This is a genomic window from Paenibacillus sp. PK4536, assembly GCF_028594455.2.
Classification (GTDB): Bacteria; Bacillota; Bacilli; order Paenibacillales; family Paenibacillaceae; genus Saccharibacillus; species Saccharibacillus nuruki.
Map to the genome: position 1 here is coordinate 742,875 of NZ_CP126313.1, position 23,901 is coordinate 766,775.

The 23,901-nt window shown below is 40.2% G+C and carries 23 protein-coding genes; 8 read left to right on the forward strand and 15 right to left on the reverse strand.

Annotated elements, in window-relative coordinates:
• Positions 1 to 2 precede the first annotated feature (2 nt).
• Both abc-f and PO903_RS03530 read right to left on the reverse strand, forming a co-directional pair.
• On the reverse strand, positions 3 to 1,649 hold the full coding sequence (gene abc-f / locus PO903_RS03525) for a ribosomal protection-like ABC-F family protein (RefSeq protein WP_273592608.1): 1,647 nt from the start codon (positions 1,647 to 1,649) through the stop codon (positions 3 to 5).
• Positions 1,650 to 1,913: 264 nt separating this feature from the next.
• The gene (locus tag PO903_RS03530) at positions 1,914 to 2,078 is read right to left on the reverse strand and encodes a hypothetical protein (RefSeq protein ID WP_161594256.1); all 165 of its coding nucleotides are present in this window, start codon (positions 2,076 to 2,078) and stop codon (positions 1,914 to 1,916) included.
• 157 nt (positions 2,079 to 2,235) lie between these two features.
• On the opposite strand from PO903_RS03530, the gene PO903_RS03535 reads away from it, so the two are divergent.
• Complete coding sequence (locus tag PO903_RS03535) at positions 2,236 to 2,697, forward strand: pyridoxamine 5'-phosphate oxidase family protein (RefSeq protein WP_273592609.1); 462 nt, start codon at positions 2,236 to 2,238, stop codon at positions 2,695 to 2,697.
• A gap of 48 nt (positions 2,698 to 2,745) precedes the next feature.
• On the opposite strand, the gene PO903_RS03540 is transcribed toward PO903_RS03535, so the two are convergent.
• On the reverse strand, positions 2,746 to 3,402 hold the full coding sequence (locus PO903_RS03540; protein WP_273592610.1) for a hypothetical protein: 657 nt from the start codon (positions 3,400 to 3,402) through the stop codon (positions 2,746 to 2,748).
• Between the two features lie 178 nt (positions 3,403 to 3,580).
• Here PO903_RS03540 and PO903_RS03545 point away from each other — a divergent pair, with 178 nt between their 5' ends.
• Positions 3,581 to 5,149, forward strand: a complete 1,569-nt coding sequence (locus tag PO903_RS03545; RefSeq protein ID WP_273592611.1) for an FAD-dependent oxidoreductase — start codon at positions 3,581 to 3,583, stop codon at positions 5,147 to 5,149.
• Between the two features lie 172 nt (positions 5,150 to 5,321).
• Here the strand turns inward: PO903_RS03545 and PO903_RS03550 are convergent, their stop codons facing one another.
• Positions 5,322 to 5,669 carry a YrhK family protein gene (locus PO903_RS03550; protein ID WP_069327693.1) on the reverse strand — a complete coding sequence of 116 codons (348 nt, stop codon included), beginning with the start codon at positions 5,667 to 5,669 and terminating at the stop codon, positions 5,322 to 5,324.
• 267 nt (positions 5,670 to 5,936) lie between these two features.
• Between PO903_RS03550 and PO903_RS03555 the strand changes: the two genes are divergently transcribed.
• The gene (locus tag PO903_RS03555) at positions 5,937 to 7,229 is read left to right on the forward strand and encodes a homocysteine synthase (protein WP_069327692.1); all 1,293 of its coding nucleotides are present in this window, start codon (positions 5,937 to 5,939) and stop codon (positions 7,227 to 7,229) included.
• Here the strand turns inward: PO903_RS03555 and PO903_RS03560 are convergent.
• Positions 7,186 to 7,758 carry a dihydrofolate reductase family protein gene (locus tag PO903_RS03560; protein WP_273592612.1) on the reverse strand — a complete coding sequence of 191 codons (573 nt, stop codon included), beginning with the start codon at positions 7,756 to 7,758 and terminating at the stop codon, positions 7,186 to 7,188. The genes PO903_RS03555 and PO903_RS03560 overlap by 44 nt on opposite strands.
• Before the next feature lie 115 nt (positions 7,759 to 7,873).
• Positions 7,874 to 8,338 (reverse strand): hypothetical protein, encoded by a 465-nt coding sequence (locus PO903_RS03565; protein ID WP_273592613.1) that lies wholly within the window; start codon positions 8,336 to 8,338, stop codon positions 7,874 to 7,876.
• 183 nt (positions 8,339 to 8,521) lie between these two features.
• Between PO903_RS03565 and PO903_RS03570 the strand changes: the two genes are divergently transcribed.
• Positions 8,522 to 9,241 (forward strand): 3-ketoacyl-ACP reductase, encoded by a 720-nt coding sequence (locus PO903_RS03570; RefSeq protein WP_069327689.1) that lies wholly within the window; start codon positions 8,522 to 8,524, stop codon positions 9,239 to 9,241.
• Positions 9,242 to 9,382: 141 nt separating this feature from the next.
• Complete coding sequence (locus PO903_RS03575) at positions 9,383 to 9,967, forward strand: LOG family protein (protein ID WP_069327688.1); 585 nt, start codon at positions 9,383 to 9,385, stop codon at positions 9,965 to 9,967.
• A gap of 109 nt (positions 9,968 to 10,076) precedes the next feature.
• On the opposite strand, the gene PO903_RS03580 is transcribed toward PO903_RS03575, so the two are convergent.
• From PO903_RS03580 to PO903_RS03605, 6 genes are all read right to left on the reverse strand, one after another.
• Complete coding sequence (locus tag PO903_RS03580; protein ID WP_273592614.1) at positions 10,077 to 11,783, reverse strand: methyl-accepting chemotaxis protein; 1,707 nt, start codon at positions 11,781 to 11,783, stop codon at positions 10,077 to 10,079.
• 224 nt (positions 11,784 to 12,007) lie between these two features.
• Positions 12,008 to 13,546, reverse strand: coding sequence for a PucR family transcriptional regulator (locus PO903_RS03585; protein WP_273592615.1), 1,539 nt, complete (start codon positions 13,544 to 13,546; stop codon positions 12,008 to 12,010).
• A 136-nt stretch (positions 13,547 to 13,682) separates the two neighbouring features.
• Positions 13,683 to 14,555, reverse strand: coding sequence for a carbohydrate ABC transporter permease (locus PO903_RS03590; protein ID WP_273592616.1), 873 nt, complete (start codon positions 14,553 to 14,555; stop codon positions 13,683 to 13,685).
• Positions 14,555 to 15,487, reverse strand: coding sequence for a carbohydrate ABC transporter permease (locus PO903_RS03595; protein WP_069327684.1), 933 nt, complete (start codon positions 15,485 to 15,487; stop codon positions 14,555 to 14,557). The genes PO903_RS03590 and PO903_RS03595 overlap by 1 nt, the downstream gene beginning before the upstream one ends.
• 96 nt (positions 15,488 to 15,583) lie before the next feature.
• Positions 15,584 to 16,888, reverse strand: coding sequence for an ABC transporter substrate-binding protein (locus tag PO903_RS03600; protein WP_069327683.1), 1,305 nt, complete (start codon positions 16,886 to 16,888; stop codon positions 15,584 to 15,586).
• 205 nt (positions 16,889 to 17,093) lie between these two features.
• Complete coding sequence (locus PO903_RS03605; RefSeq protein WP_273592617.1) at positions 17,094 to 17,981, reverse strand: aminopeptidase; 888 nt, start codon at positions 17,979 to 17,981, stop codon at positions 17,094 to 17,096.
• Positions 17,982 to 18,149: 168 nt separating this feature from the next.
• On the opposite strand from PO903_RS03605, the gene PO903_RS03610 reads away from it, so the two are divergent.
• Positions 18,150 to 18,704: a cysteine hydrolase family protein gene (locus tag PO903_RS03610; RefSeq protein WP_273592618.1), complete on the forward strand. Its 555-nt coding sequence runs from the start codon at positions 18,150 to 18,152 to the stop codon at positions 18,702 to 18,704.
• A gap of 100 nt (positions 18,705 to 18,804) precedes the next feature.
• Positions 18,805 to 19,572, forward strand: coding sequence for a hypothetical protein (locus PO903_RS03615; protein WP_273592619.1), 768 nt, complete (start codon positions 18,805 to 18,807; stop codon positions 19,570 to 19,572).
• A gap of 51 nt (positions 19,573 to 19,623) precedes the next feature.
• Here PO903_RS03615 and PO903_RS03620 read toward each other — a convergent pair whose 3' ends face one another.
• The 3 genes from PO903_RS03620 to PO903_RS03630 all read right to left on the reverse strand — a co-directional run bounded on the left by PO903_RS03620 (position 19,624) and on the right by PO903_RS03630 (position 23,046).
• The gene (locus PO903_RS03620) at positions 19,624 to 20,964 is read right to left on the reverse strand and encodes a TrkH family potassium uptake protein (RefSeq protein WP_273594618.1); all 1,341 of its coding nucleotides are present in this window, start codon (positions 20,962 to 20,964) and stop codon (positions 19,624 to 19,626) included.
• Between the two features lie 27 nt (positions 20,965 to 20,991).
• The gene (locus PO903_RS03625) at positions 20,992 to 22,122 is read right to left on the reverse strand and encodes a nitric oxide synthase oxygenase (RefSeq protein WP_273592620.1); all 1,131 of its coding nucleotides are present in this window, start codon (positions 22,120 to 22,122) and stop codon (positions 20,992 to 20,994) included.
• 441 nt (positions 22,123 to 22,563) lie between these two features.
• A complete protein-coding gene (locus tag PO903_RS03630; protein ID WP_069327677.1) occupies positions 22,564 to 23,046 on the reverse strand; it encodes a Dps family protein in 483 nt (160 codons plus the stop codon).
• A gap of 254 nt (positions 23,047 to 23,300) precedes the next feature.
• Between PO903_RS03630 and PO903_RS03635 the strand changes: the two genes are divergently transcribed.
• Positions 23,301 to 23,720, forward strand: a complete 420-nt coding sequence (locus tag PO903_RS03635; RefSeq protein ID WP_273592621.1) for a hypothetical protein — start codon at positions 23,301 to 23,303, stop codon at positions 23,718 to 23,720.
• Positions 23,721 to 23,901 lie beyond the last annotated feature (181 nt).

Here is a 23,901-nt window from a genome sequence, read left to right on the forward strand (position 1 = left end):
TTTTATTTATTACTTAATTTCTCCTTCCACTCTCGCCAATCCTCATAATTCCCCAAATTCACACTCAACACTCCACCATCCAGACTCCAAATCTGACCGGCAATCCGATTGATAAAATAGCGATCATGGGATACCGTCAAGATCGTTCCTGGAAATTCTTCTAATGCTTCTTCCAGTGCTTCTCTGGCGGAAATATCCAGATGGTTGGTCGGTTCATCCAGAATCAGCAGATTCGGGCGTTCGTGCATCAGGATGGCTAGACGGAGACGGCTCCATTCGCCACCCGATAGACCAGAGACTTTTTTGAACACGTCTGATCCGTAAAATAAGAACTTCGCTAACTGTCCTCTGGCTTCGCCTTCTTCCATCTTCGCCGCTAGCTTGAACCATTGCAGTACCGTTTCTCCCAGATCAGGTGGAGCGGCTTCTTGCGCCAGATAGCCGACTTCGGCACGTGAGCCGAGTGACAATGTGCCGGCATCGATTGATTCTTGTTGCAGTATCATACGTAATAAGGTCGTTTTCCCTGCACCATTGCCACCGATAATCGCAGCATTTTCCCCATATCGTAATAGAGCCGAGGCTTGGTTTAACAAGACTTTATCTCCATAGCGCTTAGTCACTCGATCCAGTACCAATACACGATCACCAGAACGATCTTTCTGTCTCAAATCCAGTTCAATCTGTGCACGATCCATAATTGGACGTTTAACCTTTTCCATACGATCTAATGCTTTCTGCATCGAAGCCGCTTTGCGGTGGAACGATGGGTTAGGCGGATTAGAACGATTCCCCCATTCGATCAGACGTTTGATCGACTCTTTGATGCGTTTAATTTCTTTTTGCTGATCTTTGTAATCTTCGAATTGTCTGACCAGACGGCGCTGTTTCTCATCTCGATATGCCGAATAGCTCATCGGATACGTGGTAGCTTCTCCATCCTCTAGTTCTACAATTTGATGGACTACTTTATCTAAAAAATAACGATCATGCGAAATCACGACTACCGTTGCTGTCGATTGACTGATAAATTGTTCTAACCAGACCACTGCATCCATATCTAGATGGTTGGTCGGCTCATCTAAAAGCAGAATATCTGGATCGGTGAGTAATAGTGTGGCCAGACCGACTTTAGTCTTTTCTCCACCGGATAGCCCTTCGAACGACCGATCGTAATGCTCAGCAGGAATCCCTAGACCATTTGCGATTCGATCGATTCGAGCAGACATTTCATACCCGCCTCCACGCTCAAAGGTATCCAGTGCTTCTCCATACTGCTGAAGTACCCGTTGCATCTGTTCTTCTCCCAGATGTTCGTCTGACATCTGTATACTTAGTTGCTCCATTCGTTCTTGCAATTGGGTCAGATGAATAAAGCTTTCTTGCAGAACTTCTAAGATCGTTATATCTGGAGCATAGACAGGCATCTGTTGCAGATAACCCACTCTAGCGCCTTTTTGGATATGGACTTCTCCTTGAAACGGTTTGTCTTGACCGGACAAAATGCGAAACAGCGTTGTTTTGCCTGCCCCATTCATTCCGATCAGACCGACTTTGTGACCACTGTGAATTTCAAAAGTAACATTCGTTAACACATGCTCGGCACCATAATATTGTTGAACCTGCTGACAGGCGATCATAATAGACATATTGTTCATTCTCCTCTGAGTATATAAAGTAGAGGGAAATGCGCTTCTGCCTTGCGATCTGATCTGTGCGCATAGGGTAAAGAACACAAAAAAGCCGCAGGGAAATGTCCCTGCGACTTCTCTGTTTTTGCTTGCATCAGAGCAGACGCTTTATATGCCAGTAGGTATAGAGTGTTACGTGTGGCTTGCTAGAACGTACGAAGTGATTATATCGGAATTGATTTCCGTTGCACCGATCAATCGTAGCTTCGTATCTAGACAAACTTACGCTCTGTATCCGTCTGGAGATAAAGGCAGGAGCGGCATTTCGCCATAATAAAGATATTCATTTTTGGACAGACTTCTCCCGTCTTCGCCAAATGAATGAATAATACTATAGCTACCAAGCGGTCTGCGCTCAAGCGTAATAGATAATAGGAAATACAACATCCTGCCTCACCTCCTTCTCCAATTCAAGTCGTTGAATGTTCCTGCTTCTATCCCAGAGATTACAGGTTCAACAGACTCGGGTATAATTAATATATTTTTAACATAGATGGTTAGGGTATAGCAAGACTTTTTTTTTTAGAAAAGGATGTGTCTACTGATGAATACTGTCTCACTTTCCCCTGTATTATTAGAGTTATTCGATGGACAGCAATTACATGAAAAAAAGCAATTAGCGATGCCTCTTCTTACGGTTAATGAAGATGGTTATCCGCATCAAGCCATGGTTAGTGTCGGTGAAGTGATCGCCATAGATAGCGAGCATCTACGACTCGCTCTATGGGAAGGTACAACAACGACCACTAATATTTTACGTACTGGGCAAGCGTTACTAACGTTTGTCTGGCAAGGGGTGTCTTATGCTTTGCGTGTATCGCTTACGCCTTTGCCAGCGTTACCAAATGCCCTCTATGCTAGAGCACGATTTGTCGCTACCATCGAGCATATTCGCGAAGATACTGCCAAATATGCTACCCTTACTTCCGGTATCACGATTGAGCTTCATCAAGCAGACGAAGTATTGGAACGCTGGCAACAGACTTTACAAGAATTACTTCGATAATTGCGATAATTACCATGATCATATTTCTATACAAATGTAGTTTACACTTTACGATTTGGCATTGATGATGTTAAATAAGTCGTTATGATTAAACACATCATAGCTAACTTTCCATGTATCTGCGGTAGGCTGTAATTGTAATTCGCCCTCGACAGGAATACTTGGCTCTCCGTTCGCAAAAGCGATCTTCATTGTATAAGAAAGTTGCAGAACCCCTTGTTTGGTTTGGGGTTCTTTTTTGTGTATTTCTAGATCTTCAGGGCTTAAGGTACTTTGCTTTTTAACAGCTAACTGCATAGGTAAAGTGAGCAGTCTGGATACAGTCTGATATTGTAATTGTTTTTCTGTAAGATAGGATTCATTTTTCTTCATTTCTTGTTCGATCATTTCTTCTAGTGAAGTTTTTTTCTTGTATTCCTCGCCTACTGTATATTGATCTTTTTTGTAATTAGCAGCGAATTGGATAGCTTGCTCTACTTGCTCTTCTGTGAATGTAGTTGAATCTGCTTTGGAACTTGTTGATATGCTATTTGCTTGATTACTTGCTGCATTTTCAGTAGTCTGGGTTGGCGTTGTAGACGGTTGTTCCGTAGTTGCTGGCGTCGCTGATTGACTTTGTTGGCATCCTGTCATTACAGCCAAAAGTAAAACGACACTTCCCATGATAAACAGACGTGATTTGCGTTTTTTCGTTGCTTGGGTCATATGTATCTCTCCTTTGTAGTTGGTGAAGTATTCTATTTTACCATGAAATTCCTGCATATACATCTTTTCACGTATAGCCAAGCGCTTAGTCTTATCCATACGGTGGTAATAATAAAAATGAAAACCTATGAATTTCAAATTATAGCGTTCTTATTACAGAACCGGACGGAGGACAACGATGCAAGAACCATCTCATGAAGAAACGTCTGAAAATACATCGCCTCAAAATTTACCTGAATATCCATCTTCGCTATGGAGAGCTACGGTAGATCTGCCTACTTTTCCTAGTGTGCAAGGAGAATTGGATACAGAGATTGTTGTTGTAGGAGCAGGGATCACAGGCATTACAGCGGCTTATCTACTGGCTCAAGAAGGTAAAAAAGTAGTCTTAGTAGAAAGTGGCAAAGTATTAGATGGAACCACAGGATATACAACTGCCAAAGTCAGCTCGCAACATGGCATGATCTATGATGAGTTGATCAGCAATTTTAGTGAAGAAGAAGCTATTCTTTATTATGAAGGTGCCCAAGAAGCACTCCATTATATGCGCCGTCTGGTTGAAGAACATCAGATTGATTGTGATTGGCAACAAGAGACATCTTACATCTATGTAGAGTCAGACGATGCTACACTCAAAAAGTTGGAAAAAGAAATGGATGCTTACCGTAAGCTGGGTATTCCTGGCGAATGGGTTGATTCGTTGCCTATTCCGTTAAGTGTCAAAGGAGCTATCGCTTTACCGGATCAAGCACGATTCCATCCGTTACAGTACCTTGTGTTCTTGTTGCAACAATTCCTTTTACTTGGTGGAACAGTCTATGAAGATACGATGATTGAAGAAGTGGAATCAGGAGATCGTCCACGTTTGTTGATACAAGATCAGGAATTTGGTATCACTTGCGACAAAGTAGTATCCGCATCGCATTATCCAGTCACTGACCAGAATGGATTTTACTTTGCTCGTCTACGTGCTCAACGTTCTTATACATTAGCGGTTCGTGCAGAGACGACTTTTGCCGGTGGGATGTATCTGAGTGTAGATGAACCAAAACACTCTCTTCGTTCGGCTACGATTGATGGACAAGAAATGTTGATCGTTGGTGGTAATGGACACAAAACAGGTCAAGAAGATGAGACGATTACGCATTATGAAGGTTTGGAACACTTTGTAGGCATGTTACTGGGGATCAAAGAAATTCCTTACCGCTGGTCAGCTCAAGATTTATTTTCGCTTGATGATATCCCATGTATTGGTTATATCACAGAAGATGAGCCGAATATTCTAGTCGGTACCGCTTTTGCCAAATGGGGGATGACTTCAGGTACACTTGCCGCTCATATGATGACAGATATGATTATGGGCCGTGATAATCGGTATGCTGAACTGTTTAACCCTTCTCGCAAGCAACCGTTATTGACTAAGATCAAAACAGCTGTTGTCCAAAATGCGAACGTGGCTAAAGAAATGATTACAGGTAAATTAGACTTTAACCGCCGTAAAGCCGATGATCTAGACAATGATGAAGGCGGAGTCATCTGGCATCATGGGAAACGCACCGGTGCTTATCGTGATCCAGAGGGTGCTCTACATATGGTGGATACGACATGTACCCATATGGGTTGTGAAGTCGGTTGGAATGAAGCTGAACGCTCGTGGGATTGTCCTTGTCACGGAGCACGATTTGCCTATAATGGTGAGGTAATTGAAGGACCAGCGACTAAAGCATTGAAAAAAGTAAATCGGTAATCAGCATTTCTATGGAGCCTATCTTAGAATTAAATAGAGCGCATGTTAGAGTTAAATATAAAAAAACCTCAACTCTTATCGTTGAGGTTTTTTGTTGCCGTTTTTTGTTTTCATAATCATCTATAATCTGAATGCAAATGGTGTGCTTTATATTATCTTTATATCCTGCTGTTTATTTAGAAGGATAAAAAGTCTCTTTTCCTTTTTCATCGTCAATCCATTCCATATGAACACGCTGAATAATAGAAATAATCGCTCGTAGCAATGTATTCGCATTACCGATAATAAACATAATCGTACCTGTTTTCGTTTCACTGGTAAAAAAGAAATAACTACCTGTCAAAAAACAAAGTGTTGTAAAAATATCATTCAAGAGCCGGAATAGTTCATACCGATTGTTGGTAAAGATACGCCGATGTGTTAGATCCACAACAAGACTGGTTTCATCTGGTTTACGTATACGCATCCGACGTGATTTTCGTGGTAGATTCTTTCTTCTCGTTGCATCACGTTTTCGCATAAGATCACCCTCCTCGTCTGATATTACCCTTATTTTTAAAGAGTGAAAGTCATTCAAGAGAAGCTTTTATGTCGTAAATATCAACACTTTATTCACAAAACTATATGTACTCCAGCTATAAAGCATACTATTTTTATAGGAATTATAAAATTAAGATTGAATATTACATCAGATCATGCGAAAATAGGTAAAATTGAGAATGAACAACACCTCTGATTCGACAGCCTCTATTCACCTATTCTATTTGGTTAAAGGAGATTTGAGCTTATGTCTGAACATCAACCTTTTTCATTCGAAACGTTAGCTATTCATGCAGGACAAGAAATCGATCCGACTACTTTTTCAAGAGCTGTACCGTTATATCAGACTTCTTCATATGGATTCCGTGATAGTGAACATGCGGCTAATTTATTTGCACTCAACGAATTTGGTAATATCTATACCCGTCTGATGAACCCGACAACGGATGTATTTGAACAACGGATTGCTGCTTTGGAAGGTGGCGCAGGTGCACTGGCTACCGCATCAGGGCAAGCCGCGATCACATTTTCGATTCTCAATATTGCCAGTAGCGGTGATCATATTGTATCCGCGGCGAGTATATATGGAGGTACATACAACTTATTTGCTAATACATTGCCTAAGCTTGGTATAGAAGTTACATTTGTTAATTCAGACGATCCGGAGACGTTCCGAGCAGCGATTACAGATCAGACGAAAGCGCTTTATGCAGAAACGGTAGGTAATCCGCTAGGAAATGTGCTGGATATCGAAGCTGTTGCTGCGATTGCCCATGAGCATGGGATTCCGCTAATTGTCGATAATACTTTTCCAAGTCCTTACTTGCTTCGTCCGATCGAACATGGAGCGGATATTGTAGTGCATTCGGCGACCAAGTTTATCGGAGGTCATGGTACATCTATTGGTGGTGTGATTGTAGACAGTGGGAAGTTCGATTGGACAGCCCATGGTAAATTTCCAGGCTTAACTGAGCCTGATCCGAGTTATCACGGCTTGGTGTATACCGAAGCGGTAGGTGCTATTGCTTATATTATCAAAGCCCGTGTACAACTGATGCGTGATCTAGGCGCGCCGATTGCTCCATTTAACTCGTGGTTATTGTTACAAGGATTAGAGACGCTCCATCTGCGAATGGAACGTCATAGTGAAAATGCTAGTCAAGTGGCTGCTTTTCTAGAGCAACATCCGCAAGTCGAATGGGTAAGCTATCCCGGTCTAGCCAGTCACCCTTCTTACGATTTGGCACAGAAATATTTACCTAAAGGTCAAGGAGCGATTCTGACATTTGGGATTCGTGGTGGCGCTGATGCCGGGAAGAAATTGATTGAGCAAGTTCAATTATTTTCACATCTTGCTAATGTAGGTGATTCCAAGTCGCTTATTATTCATCCTGCCAGTACAACCCATCAGCAGTTAACGGAAGAACAACAACTGGCTGCGGGCGTACGTCCAGAGTTGATTCGTTTATCGGTAGGAACAGAACATATTTCGGATATTATTGCTGATCTGGAGCAGGCGATTGCAGCAAGTCAGGCTTAACATAATGTAGTGTGACGAGTTGTCCATACGAACGAGTCTCTTGAGCAATCCATGATGAGGTCGGGAATCCTTCTCGGAAAAGGGGGATTCCTGAACCTAACATCACAGGCGCTATCGTAATGATCATTTCATCGATCCAATGATGTTGCAAAAATTCATGAACAAGCTGACCGCCGCCCATTAACCAGATATGCTTACCTGATTGTTCTAATTGCTGTGGTACCCACGATATTAATTCTTCTTGAATAGGAGTAACATGTTCGTCTGCCTGCTGAGATGAACGAGAAAATACATAACACTGCTTATCCTGATATGGAAAAGGCATATCAAACCCCTGAATAACTTCATATGTATGTCTACCCATAAAAATCGTATCAACCTGCTCTATAAAATCGTTATACCCGTTATCACCTTCCCCTTCAATCTGTTCTAACCACTCTACACTTCCTTGTTCATCCGCTATATACCCGTCTAAAGACATAGCTATAAACAAAATAACACGACGCTTGGATGAATCTTTGAATTTCATAAATACACCTCCTAGTTTGTATTTATTGTAACAAAAAAAGATAAATCAGTACACATGTTCGTGTGACTAATCTATCTTTTTATCATTGTATATTGGTAGTTCGTTAGATGTAAGATCATGCAATATTCCCTGTCTGATAGGCATTTAACGCATCATAATACGCTTCTAAAGAACGATCCAGAATCGTTTCAAAAATAAAAAGTTCTACGTCAGGCAATAAATCGCGTGCATATTCCCACGCATTTTCTTCAATTCGCAAAGCAATCCGTGCACATTGCAAAGAATCCGAACACTGCTCTAATTCATCAGCTAACATTTCTAACATCGGATCATGAGCATGACCTAATTCATGAGCAAAAATGATCTGAATATAAGATTCGATAGGTTGTAACGATCCAAATAGCTCGATACATTGTTCTTCAATTTCTTGAATATATAAAGTAATCGTACGGCTGTTCATACCGAACTTGCCACCTATCGAACGATCACCTGGAAAATACGGTTTGGTTAACACGTGCACATGACTATTGGCGCGGTGCAATAATTTTTCAATAATAGGTTGAACATAATCTTGATCCAAAAGGCATCCCTTCACTTTCTAGGAATTAAATTCCACAATATATCAGTATATAGGAATTGTCGGAATTTGTAACTGATTTTATTACATTTTCTCAAAAGTAATTGCTTTAATTTTGCCCCGATGAGTTCGGAAGAGTATAATAGGTACGCAATCTATCACACGATTACTAGGAGGATTTCATCTATGGATATTCATCATAAAACAGCTATTATCACAGGAGCAGGTAAAGGAATCGGTAAAGCGATTGCTGAAGCTCTTGCGAAAGAAGGCGTGCAATTAGGATTACTAGCACGTACTGCTTCAGATCTAGAACAGTTGAAGGCTGAATTGACTTCTACTTATGATATTCAAGTATTTACAGCGACAGCAGATATCGGGAACTCAGAAGAAGCACGTCAGGCAGTTGCTTCACTTGCGGCTTCTTTGGGACGTGTAGATATTCTGATCAATAATGCTGGAATCGGTAGCTTCGGTAAAATGGTTGATATGGACCCGGCAGAATGGGAACAAATTCTACGTGTTAACCTGATGGGTACATACTATGTGACTCATGAATTGTTACCAGGTATGATCGCACAAGAAAGCGGAGATATTATCAATATCGCTTCTACTGCGGGTGAACGTGGATTCGCTACAGGATCAGCTTATTGCGCTTCCAAATTTGCTGTGATGGGTATGACTGAATCATTAATGCAAGAAGTACGCAAATTCAATATCCGCGTAACTGCGCTAACACCAAGTACAGTGAATACGCCACTTGCAGTCAATGCAGGGCTACCGATTGGTGAAGAAGATCGTATGATGCAACCGGAAGATTTGGCTGAATTGGTTGTAGCTGCACTTAAATTACCTTCTCGTGTGTTGCTGAAAAGCGCAGGTCTATGGACAAATAATCCGCAATAATTCAATTTTGCTTATCTATTTCTTTATTAAAGTTCTATTAGGGGATCAAGCCTTGAATATATTCAAGGCTTTTTCTTATATTGCGCTGATAAAGGGTATATATACTATACAGATATATACCTTGCATAAGGAGTGAATAGTATGAGATCAATATGTGTATTTGCAGGCTCGGGTACAGGATATAATAGTGATTATTTGCAATACGCATCATTGTTAGGTCAACGTATTGCTGAACATGAGATTCATTTGATTTATGGAGGTTCACGACTGGGATTGATGGGTGCTATCGCAGATGCCGCTTTACAAGCAGGAGGTACAGTCACAGGAATTATGCCTGCTGGATTGCTACATAGCGAACGAGGCCATCAAGGATTAAGTGAGTTGATTCGAGTCGATAGTATGCATGAACGTAAAGCAATGATGCAAGAAATGGCAGATGCTTTTATCGCTTTACCCGGTGGATTAGGTACACTGGAAGAATTATTTGAAGTATTATGCTGGTCACAGATTGGAATTCATCATAAGCCGTTAGGATTATATAATGTGAATCAGTATTATGAACCTCTTTTACAGTTGATTCAACATACTGTCCGCGAAGGATTTTCAGGTTCGTCTTCGTTAAGCCGATTGGTCTATTCTGATGATGCAGATACATTGTTAGAACAAGTGAGTCATGATATGCCGATCACTTCTGATCTGCGTTGGGACCCTTCTGCTTGGACTTGAACAGATTGGCTATGTGTAAATGTGTACAACAAATACCCGCTGAATCGATCATCTATGGTCGGTTCAGCGGGTATTTGGCTTTGTGATATTTTCTAATCAAACGATTAGATTACGAAAGAACTTTAGATACTGCTGCTTGCAATTGAGATGACATCGCATCTAACTGCTGTGAGCTTGCCGCCAGTTGTTCAATCTCAGTTCCTACGGTTTCTGATACAACCAATACTTTATTAGAAGATTGAAGGGCATGTTCAATCGTTTCTTCTAACTGAATTAATTTTGCTTTCACCTTTTGAGAACACTCGATTTTTTCTTGAGCAATCACAGATACTTCACCAATACTGATCGCTGTTGTTCCTACCGCTTGCCAGATCGCTTCCAAAGCTTCTTCAGATGATTGCGCCGCAGCACGACCGGATGCGAGATAAAGACTGCCTTGATTCAACGTCTCTACAGCACGAGTAATCGATACACTCATTTTGGAAGTGAATTGTTCTACTGATTGTGCTCCTTCACTTGCTTGTTCAGCCAGTCGTCTGACTTCTGAAGCGACTACTGCGAATCCTCGCCCTGCTTCTCCTGCACGTGCAGCTTCTATCGAAGCATTGAGAGCTAGTAGATTTGTCGATCCTGCAATCTCTGAGATCGTATGTGCAATCAATTGAATTTCTTTGGAATAGCTATCTAACTCCTGTACGATTTTCCCATTTTCAACAGCGGCTTGGGCAAATGCTTCTAACGATTGAATCGTTTGTGTCATCGTTTCTTTGCCTCGTTGCGCTGTTTCTTGTGTATATTCTGAATCCTGCACAGCTCCGTTGATACGAATCGCAGCACGAGTAATAAGATGTGAGAGTGTCTGCATAATATCGTTGGATTCGTGAATCACTTGGTTGCCTGAAGACGCATTGCTATTCATTTCTTTATTACTAAGTACAACCTCACTATACGAATGACTCATCTGTTCGAGTGATCTGGAAAAGTGCTCTGACGAATCACTGATCTGACTTGCCGAAGAATACATATTCTGGCGAATGTCTGCCATTAGATGCGATAAATTATCCATCATGGCACGAATCGACAGACTTAAACGTCCAATCTCATCTTGACTACGTACTACAGGAAGCTCTACTTGTAGACTGCCCCCTGCGACTTGCTCAGCAGCCCGAGTGATCATAATTAAAGGACGTAACAGACGCTTCGTTACTAACCACACTACAATCATTGCAGCAACAATTTCTAATACAACGAATAAAATAATCCCTTTTTCAAAACTAGCATTGGCTTCTTCATAAGGAGCATTAGGCACACCCACATACCAGATACCAATCACTTCACCCGAAGCATTTTGAAGAGGCATATATGCGGCTTGATTGACTTGCCCGACCACATTGGCTTCGCCTGTATAGGATTGACCTTGTTTTAATACGATATTACCGACTGTATCTGAGATTTGGGTACCTGTTGCACGTTGCCCATCTTCTTTGATCACATTTGTAGCAATTCGAGTATCATTTAAAAATAAAGTAGCGGTATCCCCTGTTTTTTGACCAAATTGATCTATCCATGCAAATTGATCATTCATGACCTGCGAGCCTTTATACAATTTCCCATCACGTGCTTCCCATTCCCCGGGATACATCGCATCCATTAACAAATAACCACTTTCCAGATCGCCAAGTAGTTTTTGGTGAGAAGCTTGAATCATTTGGCTACTGGCACGTTGAACTGCATAATAACCCAATAATCCACTTCCAATAATAATAACGATACTAATATAAATAACCATCTTTTCTCGAAATCCTAATCTTGCCATACCTTTTCGTACTCCCCCTAATTATGCTTTTTACCTGTAAAAATGTAACTCTATTCGTAATTATTCATGTGCAATCTCTGTTGTTATCCCCAGTACAACATCATTTGCTAACTATCTTGCTTATTATTTATCGGTCAAAATCATTAATTGATTAAGCTTCTATGTAACTAAAATTTAAAATAAAAAGCCGTTCTCTCTGATGAGAAAACGACTTGGATCCTTCATTATTCGGGATGTTCTAACAGGTAATAGTAGATCAAGCACATCTGGTAGACCAATTGCTCATGAGGATCGTTAAGATCAAATCCTGTAATATCGCGAATACGTTCTAACCGATACTTTACTGAATTGCGGTGGATCGATAGCAAATGAGCAGTATCAATCAAGCTACTTCGACTTTCCAGATAGAAGAAAAGTGTCCGTAATAAATCGGTCGTATGTTCTTCGTCATATTGCTTGAGCTTACCGAGCTTACGGTCAAATAGTATACCGAACCCTTTCTCATCCATCGTGCCACGTAGTAAATGATAGACTTCGATATCTTTGTAAGCGGTCAAAGCGGTTTCCCCGCTCAATCGGCGAGAAATCGTTAGTGCATTACGGGCTTCGCTAAATCCTTCATGGATATCCCACAACGCTTTGGGGCGACCAATACCCGAGCGATATCCTGCTAATTTGCCTTCTTTATCATTTAACCATGACAAGACAATATCTGCCCATGGAATAGTCTGTTGGCGCTGATCTCCCGCATAATCTGCATTCACTTGAGGTGTAGGTAGAAATAGAATCGCACGATTACTACGAAACTCGATATGTGGACGAATATTATACTTGGCAGCTTCTTGGTACAATAAGCGTGTCAACCATTCTTCATCCGGTGCTACACGTCCTTCAATCACAGCCACTTCCCACAAATGAGAAGGATTCATTCCTAATTGTTGACCACGATCTTCGACTTCATGACGAGGAGGAGCCGGTGGTGTCATCAATTCATCTATAAAATTACCTCGTAAACGGTTTTCAGTGTCTTCGATAATTTTGTTACGCATCAGTTCTAGCGCCAGTACTAATCGTGCTTGTTCAATCCCCACTTCTTCCATTGCATCTAAATGTTCTTTATCGACTAACAGATAAGCGACACTACGCTGATCGACATTAATATTTCGCCGGACAGGATACTGCGCATGATGGAAATCCCAACCGATGGGTGAGGAGACGATCAATTCTTCACTGTGGTTGATCACAGCGACAGGTGCTTTGAGTAGTCCTGCCACATGATCGCTTACTGCTTGGATACCTATATTTTCAAGAACCATGGTGGTTAATGTACGATACGATTCATCTGATCGTTGCAGTAACACTTCTTGTCGATGGAGTGCTTGTTCGATAACAGCATGAGTGATATCACTATATGAAATGTCTTCTGGTAATTCGATCAAGGGAAGTCCGTACTGATCACTTAGCTCTTTCGCTTCTGCTGAAATATGATCAAGCACCTGTACCGATTTGATCACCAGACCTGCTGCTCCACTTTGATGTAGCTGTTGAATCATTGTTAGTAATAACGCTGGACGATCTCGAAGCGCATATGCGGTCACCAGAATAAGTACTCCTTGCTTATCTCCTGCAATCTCATAAGGTTCCTCAATAATATCAATCGTTTTGACTACACGATCCAGCCCTTGTGCACCGCTTATCACCTTTGTTTGATGTAACAAAGGAATCTTTAATAACTCTTGTATCGTCAATTCTAGCACTCTCATTTTGTTCACCACCATATTCACATTGTTGCTAGATCTATCTTCTGCTCTATCATACTATCCTAACACACCAAAAAAGCGTATCCCTTTCTTCGGTAGAATAGGGTAACGCTTAATGGAGTTGCAATACTATAGTGACTTATCCTTTGGTACCTGCGGTCAAATTCATTCCTTCGATAAAATAACGTTGAAAAATAAAGAACAACACAATCACAGGCAATAATACCAGTACAGAACCTGCCATCAGATAATTCCATTGTGTCTGTACACTTCCTCGAAAAGATTGCAGACCGATTTGTAAGGTATACAGCGACTCATCATTTACATACAACAGTGGACCCAAAAAGTCATTCCATGCGCCGTTAAATGAAAGAATCGCAATCGTTGCTAGTGCAGGCTTGGATAGTGGAATAATCACTCTTAACCATGTATAAAAGTGATTGGCTCCATCAATCTTCGCGGCTTCGCTCAGTTCACGAGGAATACTTAAATAAAACTGTCGCAACATAAAAATATAAAAAGCACTTCCCAAAAACTGCGGAATAATTAACGGATAATAAGTGCCTACTAAATGTAATTTGGAAAACATCACATATTGCGGAATAAGGGTAACAAATCCCGGAATCATCATAGTCGCTAGCAAAATCGAAAACCATATTTTTTTACCACGAAATCGAATACGTGCAAATCCATACGCAACAAATGCATTCACAATCACATTACCAGTGACTGCAAAAAAGGAAAGCAATAAGGTATTCAACGTATATTGAGTAAATGGCGCAGCTGCCCATGTACGAATATAATTATCCAGATGAAATTCTTGCGGGATAAACGTAGGCGGATATTGAGCAATTTCTTGCATCGACTTTAACGATGTTGCGATCATCCACCAGAGTGGCAATAAGAATAAGATACTTCCTAATGCCAGAATGATAAAAATAATGATTTGACGTGTAGATAGACGCTTTTTGTGATGTATCTGCGGTGAGATATATGACTGTACACGTCCCATTATTGATCATCTCCTTCATAATACACCCAGCGTCTGGATAATTTCATATTGATTAAAGTGAGTACAAGCACGATCACAAATAGCACCCATGCCATACCCATGGCATAGCCCATATCAAAAACGGTAAACGCTTTGTGCCACATATGCAGATTATAAAAAAGTAGTGAATTCATAGGTCCACCGTTACCACTTTCAGTCATAACATATCCTTCTTGAAACACTTGAAATCCACCGATAAAACTGGTTACAACATCAAAGAAAATGACAGGCGAAATCATCGGCAACGTGATATGCCAGAATCGACGAAACACAGAAGCTCCATCTAGCTTAGCCGCTTCATAGAGTTGTGAAGGTACACCTTGTAAGCTCGCTAGATATAATAACATCCCTCCGCCTACTGCCCACATTTTCATCAAAATAATCGCTGGCTTAGTCCATACTGGATCACTTAACCAAGCAGGGCCTGATATACCTACCCAAGATAATAAGGTATTGATTAACCCACTGGTTGGACTTAATAATTGCATCCATAGAAAATAGACACCGACTCCAGATAGTACAGCAGGCAAATAATAGATCGTGCGGAAAAAGCGCATCCCTAAGATCTTCTCATTTAATAACAAAGCCAGTAGCACAGAACCAATCGTCGTTAGAGGAACCATCCATACGACATAATATAATGTGTTTCCTAAAGACGTCCAGAACAAAGGATCATCGGAAAACATCCGTCTATAATTGTCTATCCCGATAAAGTCCATTCGTGAGGTCACATCATAATTGGTAAAACTGGCATACAGTGAAAATAACATAGGAAACAATGTAATCCCAAATAATCCAATCAACCACGGCAGTATAAACATATACCCTTGTCTTTCTTCCTGACGGGCTAATTTAGACAGTTTCGGACGTTTGTGCCCGATCGTTGCTTTCATGATTGACCCCCTTTATGAACATAGGAAGCGAGAGTTTAACAAGGATTAGCTCCGAGTCCACTCTCGCCTCTACACTTGAATTACATAATGATTGATTTATTTTGTATTTTGCGCCATCAAGTTCTGTATATCTTGTTGCGCCGCTGCTAAAGCTTGCTCGGGCGTTTCTTTTCCCAGTAATACAGCATCCATATGTGGATTAATTAGATTTTTATAATCAGGAGCACTTAATGGAATAGGGAATAATTTGGTACTTTCTAGATTTTCCACTGAAGCTTTGTAGACTGGATTCTGATTCGCTTCTGGATCTTGTGCAGCTTCCATATTAGCGACATTATCAAAATTCTTGATGGCCCAGTATTTCTGAGCTTCTACACCTGTTAGATACTTCATAAATTCCCAAGCTTCCGCTGGATGCTTAGCTCCGCGAGGAATTTCTACGACAAATCCACCACCACTACTCCAATGACCGGAGCCACTTTCACGTTCTGGAATCGGGGCTACACCAAAATCAAGGTCTTTGCCAAACTCTTCAAGTTGAGTGTTATACGTTCCTGTCTGAATATACATAGCGACTTTACCTGAAATAAAGGCATCGCTTTGTCCATTACCGAATTCGGCTTTCATCGCATCTACCGTCTGACGACCTAGACGATCTTGCCAGGACAGCAACCATTTCAGCGTGTCTACTTTGCCCGGAGTATTGATCGTGGTCTGATTATTATCATCAAAGTACCCTTGACCATTGTCTCCGTTGATCAACCAACTATCTATCCCAAAATCACCCCAAAGTGGATAGAACCCAACTTGTTGATAGGTATCACCACTTTTTTTATCTAATTTTTGAGCATACTCTTCCAATTCTGCCCATGTTTGCGGAGGATGATTGGGATCAAGCCCTGCTTCTTTAAAAGCGGTTTTGTTATAATACAGCATTCGTGTATCGGTATTGAACGGTAAAGCATATGCTTCATTGTTATAAAGTACATTTTTCCATAATTCTGGATAGAAATTGGCTTCAATATTATCTTTTTGCAAATAAGGGGTTAGATTGGTATTTTGATTTTTGCTCGCCCGGAGGTTTACGTTGGCGTAATCATTAATAATGACATCCGCCGGATTACCAGCCGCCACTGCCGCAAGATTCTTTGTCCAAATATCACCAAAAGGGAGGTATGTATGCTTAACAATAATGCGATCCTGCGAAGCATTGAAGTCACTGATAATCTTTTCGATAATCGGACGACGAGTCTCCGAACCCCAAAATGTCCAAAAATCGATTTCTACCTTGCCATCTGCTCGTTGCTCCGATGAATCAGATCTTGGCGTACAGGCAGTCATCAACAATAAAATAACCATTGGGACAATCCATAATATATTTCGTGTATACTTACGATGCATGAACAAATTCCTCCCTGTGTAATTAACAATAGAATAAAAAAGCTCTATATTTACAATAAACGACAAAGTATTACTTTGAATCCACTTATTACAATAAAAAAAAGCAACTTCTTGTAATAGCAAGAAATCGCTCTTTTTACTTTTTTTATGCTAACAATTCGCCTGCACGCATAATCAGAACATCATCCAGATACACGTCTGGCTTCTAGACAACAGCGTCAATATGTACACCTGCTGCAACTGTTCCACCAAATGTATTATTACTGCCAAAAGCAACATGGATCGTACCGTAGACTTTCTCATCTTCCAACACAATTCCTGTAATACGTGCTTTATCATTTGTTCCAATTCCAAATTCACCTAACATCCGTCCATCGCCGTCACCTAACATCAGCAATAATTCGGCTCCTGTATCTCCTTCGGCAGCGACCAGACGACCTTCGCTAATATTCAGTAATAATGGAGAATCCAGTGCTCCGATCCCTGCAATAGAACCATCAATCACGATCTGACCTTGAGCGGTTCCTTCCATCGGAGCAATATAAGCTTCACCTGAAGGTAAATTACCGGATTCTCCGGGGTTCAAATACAATCCTGTACTCGGAACACCTTCACGTTCTTCTATTGAAAAGGATAAGCTATATCCTTCTTTTTCAATACGGACTGTCGATGCTTTGGTCAGTAAAGAAGTTACATGTTCTGTTAATTCTTTTACTTTGGCATATTCAGCAGTGATCGCACCATGGGTGAACATATCTTCTGTGATCCCTGGCATCGTCGCTACTCGTGTACCTGCGGCTGCGGCTTGCTTACGTGCAGCGGTATGAGTTAACGAATAACGTGTTACACAGATTGCTACCGAAGCGTTCATCATCGCTGTAGCAATCGAAGCAGGTGGTTCTTCTCCTGATTTGCTACGCTCTTGCATAACCATCAACATCGATTCTGCTCCTAATCGCTTTCCTGCTTCATACAGAGATTCAGCTAGATGTTGGCGACTATCATCAGCCACTACAACCAAAGACTCTCCTGCTTGGAGTCCAAGACAATCAATCAATACATTTTTACTAATTTCGATACGTTCTTCGCTCATGGCATATCCATCCTTTGATTCTAGAGTATAAGTAAGATTGATCGCGTACTTTATGTCTTATATTGTTCCATAACTCTGTATAAAACACCAATCGCATTTATATAATCCAGATGCTTTTTAAGATATAATATGTTTTTACATCATACATAGGTGATCGGAGGAATAAAGATGAAGCAGGCATTACTTGTTGTTGATATGCAAGAAATCTTTTTTGATTTGCCTGAAAATGCGTTGTATCAACGCGATCGACTCACTACAAAAGTCAATCAACTGATTGCCCAAGCTCGTACTGTAGATTGTCCGGTGATCTTTATTCAACACACCAGTTATACCGCAGGCGAAGATCTATATGTCGATACGCCTGAATGGGAAATCTATCATAAGCTAGATCGTCAGGATAAAGATCCTGTGTTCCGCAAAACCAAATGGGATGCTTTTTATCAGACGGAACTACTACCATGGCTTCAAAAAAATCAGATTCAGCAACTCATTTTTGCAGGTGCACAGACTGAATTCTGTATCGATACTTCTATGCGAGCTGCCTATAGTCTAGGTTATCAGCAAAATATTGTGATTAAAGATGGCACCAGCACACTGGATAGCTCTGTATTGCATGCCGATCAGATTATTGCTCATCATGAAAATGTATGGAATGGCCGTTTCGCTCAAGTCCTATCGGTTGAGGATGTACAGTTTGATTATGGTTATTATTCCGCAATTTGACTTCTCTCAGAAAGTAAGATATTTTGTAATGAATAATTAAGTTTAGGAGGTGAACAGAAATTTAGGATCAAAACAATAGAAATTTAGGAGGAATTCAATAATGAAAAATTTTAAAAGATTAACATTAACATTACTAATTTTTACATTAATGTTTAGTTCGTCAAATTTAACCTTTGCAAGTGAAAGTACAGAAGAATTGTACATACCAGAAGGATTTGAATCTGTAAAAATTTTAGATAGTACTAAAGTACAGGCACCACTAAAAATTTCAACTGATTTACCTACTGCTAAATCTTTTACAAATAGTACAAATGTAAACGAAGATGTTTATAATTTCAAAATTATTGAGAACGAAACTCATCCTATCCAAGAATTAAGAAATATTGCTACAGGCCAAATAGTGACTCAGTATAAAGCAAATTTTGCTGCTACTGCCCTTAATCAATATATTCCTAAACAAACTACTGATAGTGCTGGTACAATTCACGTTTATGGTACAGTTTATTATCTTGAGTATCCAAATTCAGATTCTCGTCTTCCTTCATATTACGGAATAGATAAACTTAGTTATCGATATGAAGTTTCAGATTATAAATTAAGAAAAATAGCTTCTAAACTAGATTACTTTCAACAAGGCGCTGTTATGGATAATACAAAAAATGGAGCCTTTCAAGAATATCAGGAACCTAAGTATACTGAAATTAAAAATGGAGCAATAGTTACAATTTTAGTAAGAAATAAAAATTGGTCACCTGTAGCTGCGAATAGTTCTACTTCAAGAATTGGTATGGTATTAGAAACGACTACATCTACTATTATAGCACCCCATTTTTTAGAAAGATTTGCTCTTGCTATCTCTTTAGTATAATAAAATATAAAAAAAAAAAACATTCTACTTTTTTGAGTAGAATGTTTTTTTTTAGCCAATCAGTACCTTTTCTTCCGGGTAACTGAACTTGGCTTCTTTGTTTTTCTGTGCTAGTGCATACGCTAGAGCAAGTGGACCAAGACGACCGATAAACATCGTAATAATAATGATCACTTTTCCTGCGGGTGTTAAATGAGGCGTTAAGCCCATAGATGAACCGACTGTACCGAAAGCTGATACCGTTTCATAGAAAATACTTAAAAATTGCGCATCTGTTCCACTTTCCGTGATGGTCAGTAAAATCGTCATTGTAAACACAATACCCAGCGAGATCATAATAACTGCTAATGCACGAAATGCTGTATCAAAGCTAATTCTGCGGTGAAATGCGCGAATCTCACTACGACCCCGTACGACACTATAGAGTGCTAGCATTAGAATCGCAAACGTATTGGTTTTGATCCCCCCACCGGTGGAACCACTGGCAGCTCCAATAAACATTAGAATAATAAAGACAAATTGCGTTGCCGCCATCAGACCACCGATATTGACGGTATTATAACCGGATGAACGTGGCATAACGCCTTGGAATAACGATGCCCAGATTTTCTCGGTGATACTCAAATGCCCAAGTGTTGATGGATTGCCCCATTCTACTATCAGTACAAACAATACGCCAAATATGGTCGCAATCGCTGAAGTCATCAGTACCAACTTGGTATTTAAAGAAAATCGACGCCATCTGCGCTTTTGCAATATATCGGTTACGACAATGAATCCAAGTCCACCGATCACAAATAGTGAAATAACGACCGTATTGACGACCGGATCGCCCACATGACTGGACAAGCTATCTGGAGACAAGGAGAAGCCTGCATTATTAAAAGAAGAGATCGCGTAAAAAGCGCCCTGATATAGCGCAGGTACCCATCCCATTGTCGGTCCCCAATGTAGTGTCAAAGTGATCATCGCTACAAATTCAAGTACAAAAGCGATCAGGAAAATGTTAAGCGATAATTTCACTAATCCCTGCGTTGAAAAAGCATTAGTCGCTTGCTGGATCATTAAACGATGCTTGAGTCCAATCTGCTTTCCTAATAACACAGCAAACAGCACCCCGAACGTCATAAATCCTAGTCCACCGATCTGAATCAATACCATGATGACCAGTTCACCAAATAATGAAAAGCTGGCTCCCGTATCAATCACAGCAAGCCCTGTCACACAAACAGCTGAAGTGGCGGTGAAAAATGCGTTCAATAACCCTACACTATGACCATTAGTACCCGCTAGCGGAAGACTCAGAAGTATCGTTCCAATAAAAATCATCCCTGCAAAACCCAGTGGGATCAAGCGTGCCGGATGAACAAACCCTTTCATATGCCTTGCCATTTTATTCAAAATAATATTCCTCTCATGTTAATGAAACGGACAGCCTCCTTGAGAAGCAGAAGCTTTCTGTTCATATGGTTTATCCTGATAAAAGAAATTGGGAGTGACTACCCGATTATCATACGATTGGTGGAAAATATGTGTAGTTGCAGGTGACATTGGCGGAATAAGCCATGTCCAGTTACCGGTTACAGCACGTCCTGCTTCAGCTTCTCGTTCTTCAAATCGCTGAAATTGTGAAGCCGCTGTGTGATGATCCACAATACTCACACCTGCTTCTTTAAACGAATATAACACAGCCAAATTCAATTCAACTAATGCACGATCTTTCCATAGTGTTGCTTTACTACTGGTGTCCAATCCCATAATCTTCGCCATTTGCGGTAACAAATTATACCGATGTTCATCTGCAAAGTTACGTGCACCGATCTCTGTACCCATATACCAACCGTTAAAAGGAGCCGCTGTATAATGAATACCGCCAATATTTAGACGCATTTCAGAAACGATGGGAACAGCGTACCACTTTAATTCCATTTCTGTAAATCCCGGAAAATCAGGATGGATCATCGGCACTTCCATTACATCTGCTTGAGGAATCTCAAACGAGCGTGGTGAACCATTATGTTCACTAATGACTAATGGGAGCACATCAAATGAAGTTCCTGCCCCTGTCCAACCCAAACGTTCACAAAATTGCGTAAACTCAAGTGAAGCAGGATCACCGATTATGCCTTCTTTCGTCTGATAACCTGCATACCGAATCAATTGATGGTTCCAAATTCGCATTTCTGAGCCATCTATAGCACGAGGTCTGAAAATAGTGATTGTTGGACGCACTTTCCCTCCATTTGTAGCATACCGGATATGCTCAAGTAAAGAGTCAGCAATCTGCTCCGTTCCCTGAATATGGCGTTGATCCCGCACTTTGAGATTATCCCAAAATAAACGTCCAATACAGCGATTGCTGTTACGCCATGCCATCTTAGACCCATGCTCTAATTCTTCAAATGTATGTTCATAACTTCCATTGTTTTGAATATCATATTCAACTTGTTGCAGACGTGCCTCTAGTTCAGCATCACTTTTGCCAAGTTCTTGATAACATTGATGCAAAAACAATGTAGCTTCTTGCATCAGCGGATGTGTAACGGCCATGTATTCCACCTCATTTTATCTTATAAATTAGAATCGCTTCTACAACATATAAAAACAGGCGACGCTCTGGTGGGAGGCCGCCTGATTGGTCTGTGTATCATTATTCGGATTGTCCATATTATACGTTACAAAACAACGCTTCGGCAGTGTTATGACACAATTGTCACAGAACGTGCACATCCTTGCTGTATAAGGGCTGAGAGACTTTCCATATCGTTCCATAAATAGCACACTCACTCTAAAATACGCATCTATACTGCATTTGGATGACTAGAATATATAGCTCATTTTATCGTTTCAAAGGAACAGTATGAGCGGCTTTAAGCCATGCGATCGCTTTCTATCTTATCGACAACAAAAGCCCTCCAGATCATACTCTGAAGGGCTTCTATAATAAAAGCTATACTATACATTCATTATTGTGACCGATAACAGATGATCTTAACGACCAAGATAAGCGTTCAACATCCATGCTGCTTTTTCAATCTCGCCACGAATACCGATCAATAGATCAGCAGTCGGTTGGTCACTGACTTGCTCTGCAAGCACGATTGTTTCTGTTAATTCTGTCGATACAGTTGCGATATCTTCAACAAGTGAACTGACCATTTGGTTCGCTTGCTCTGTACCTGTTGCTTCAAGCAATGTAGACAATTCCAACTGCTCACGAAGTGTAGCTACAGGTTGACCACCGATGGCTAACAAACGCTCAGCAATATCGTCCATGTATACCGTTGCTTGATCGTACAATTCTTCGAATTTAGCATGTAGTGTAAAGAAGTTTTCACCTTTGACGTACCAGTGGAAATTGTGAAGTTTAGTATAAAGCAAAGACCAGTTTGCAATTTGTACATTCAAAGCGTTATATAATGCAGTTGTTTGTGTAGTCTCAGTTGTAGTAGAAGTGTTTTGTAGAGATGTCATAGATAATTCCTCTTTTCGTTTTATATTTTTAAATTTAGACTTATTCTAATTCCTGAATTAATCATAACAGATACTATAGAATTTGGCTAGTGTTATCTGCAAAAAATTAAATAATTTAAACATAATAATAAAAGTAGAGCAAATTTGTTATTTTTCTATCCTACCTTATGATCAAGATGGCAACATTTAAATAAAAAAGGTATTATAGTTAAATTATAGAAAATACATAAAGTTGAAGATAAGGAGTTTATACTATGAAAAGATCCAAAATTTATCTTTTAGCTATTCTAGCGTTAGGGATTGCATTACAACCTTTAGAGGTTAAAGCTTCCAAAGTACATAATACAGCTGTTAGCCATCACACTAAAATAGCGATCCAAAAAACTCCTCTTGTTTCTTCGGGAGGAAACTTTGATGTTCCAGCTGGATACGGTTGGCTTAAAGTCTGGATACGTAATTCAGGGCATACTATACTAACTGTAAATGTTAGAATGGCAAGTACAAACAAACCTTATTTATCTTATCAAGTACCTGCGGGCAAACAATTAATTATTCCTAATTACGGAAAAGCTACAGGTATAGGGTTACATGTGATTAATTTTTCAAGCAAAGATGGTGTACTTTCTGGTTCTTATAGTATACGTATGACTGATTCTCCTTCAGCAAGCAAATGAGAATAATCAATAAAATAAACCCTTAAATAACCCCCACTTAAAAGTATGATTTTAAGTGGGATTTATTTCTTTTTATAATAAATATCAGTAAAATGATCGACAAATTACGAGTTTATATGTTGCTAATCGTAACTATTTCTAAATAAGCAAACGCTTACTTTATCAATAAACTTTATATATC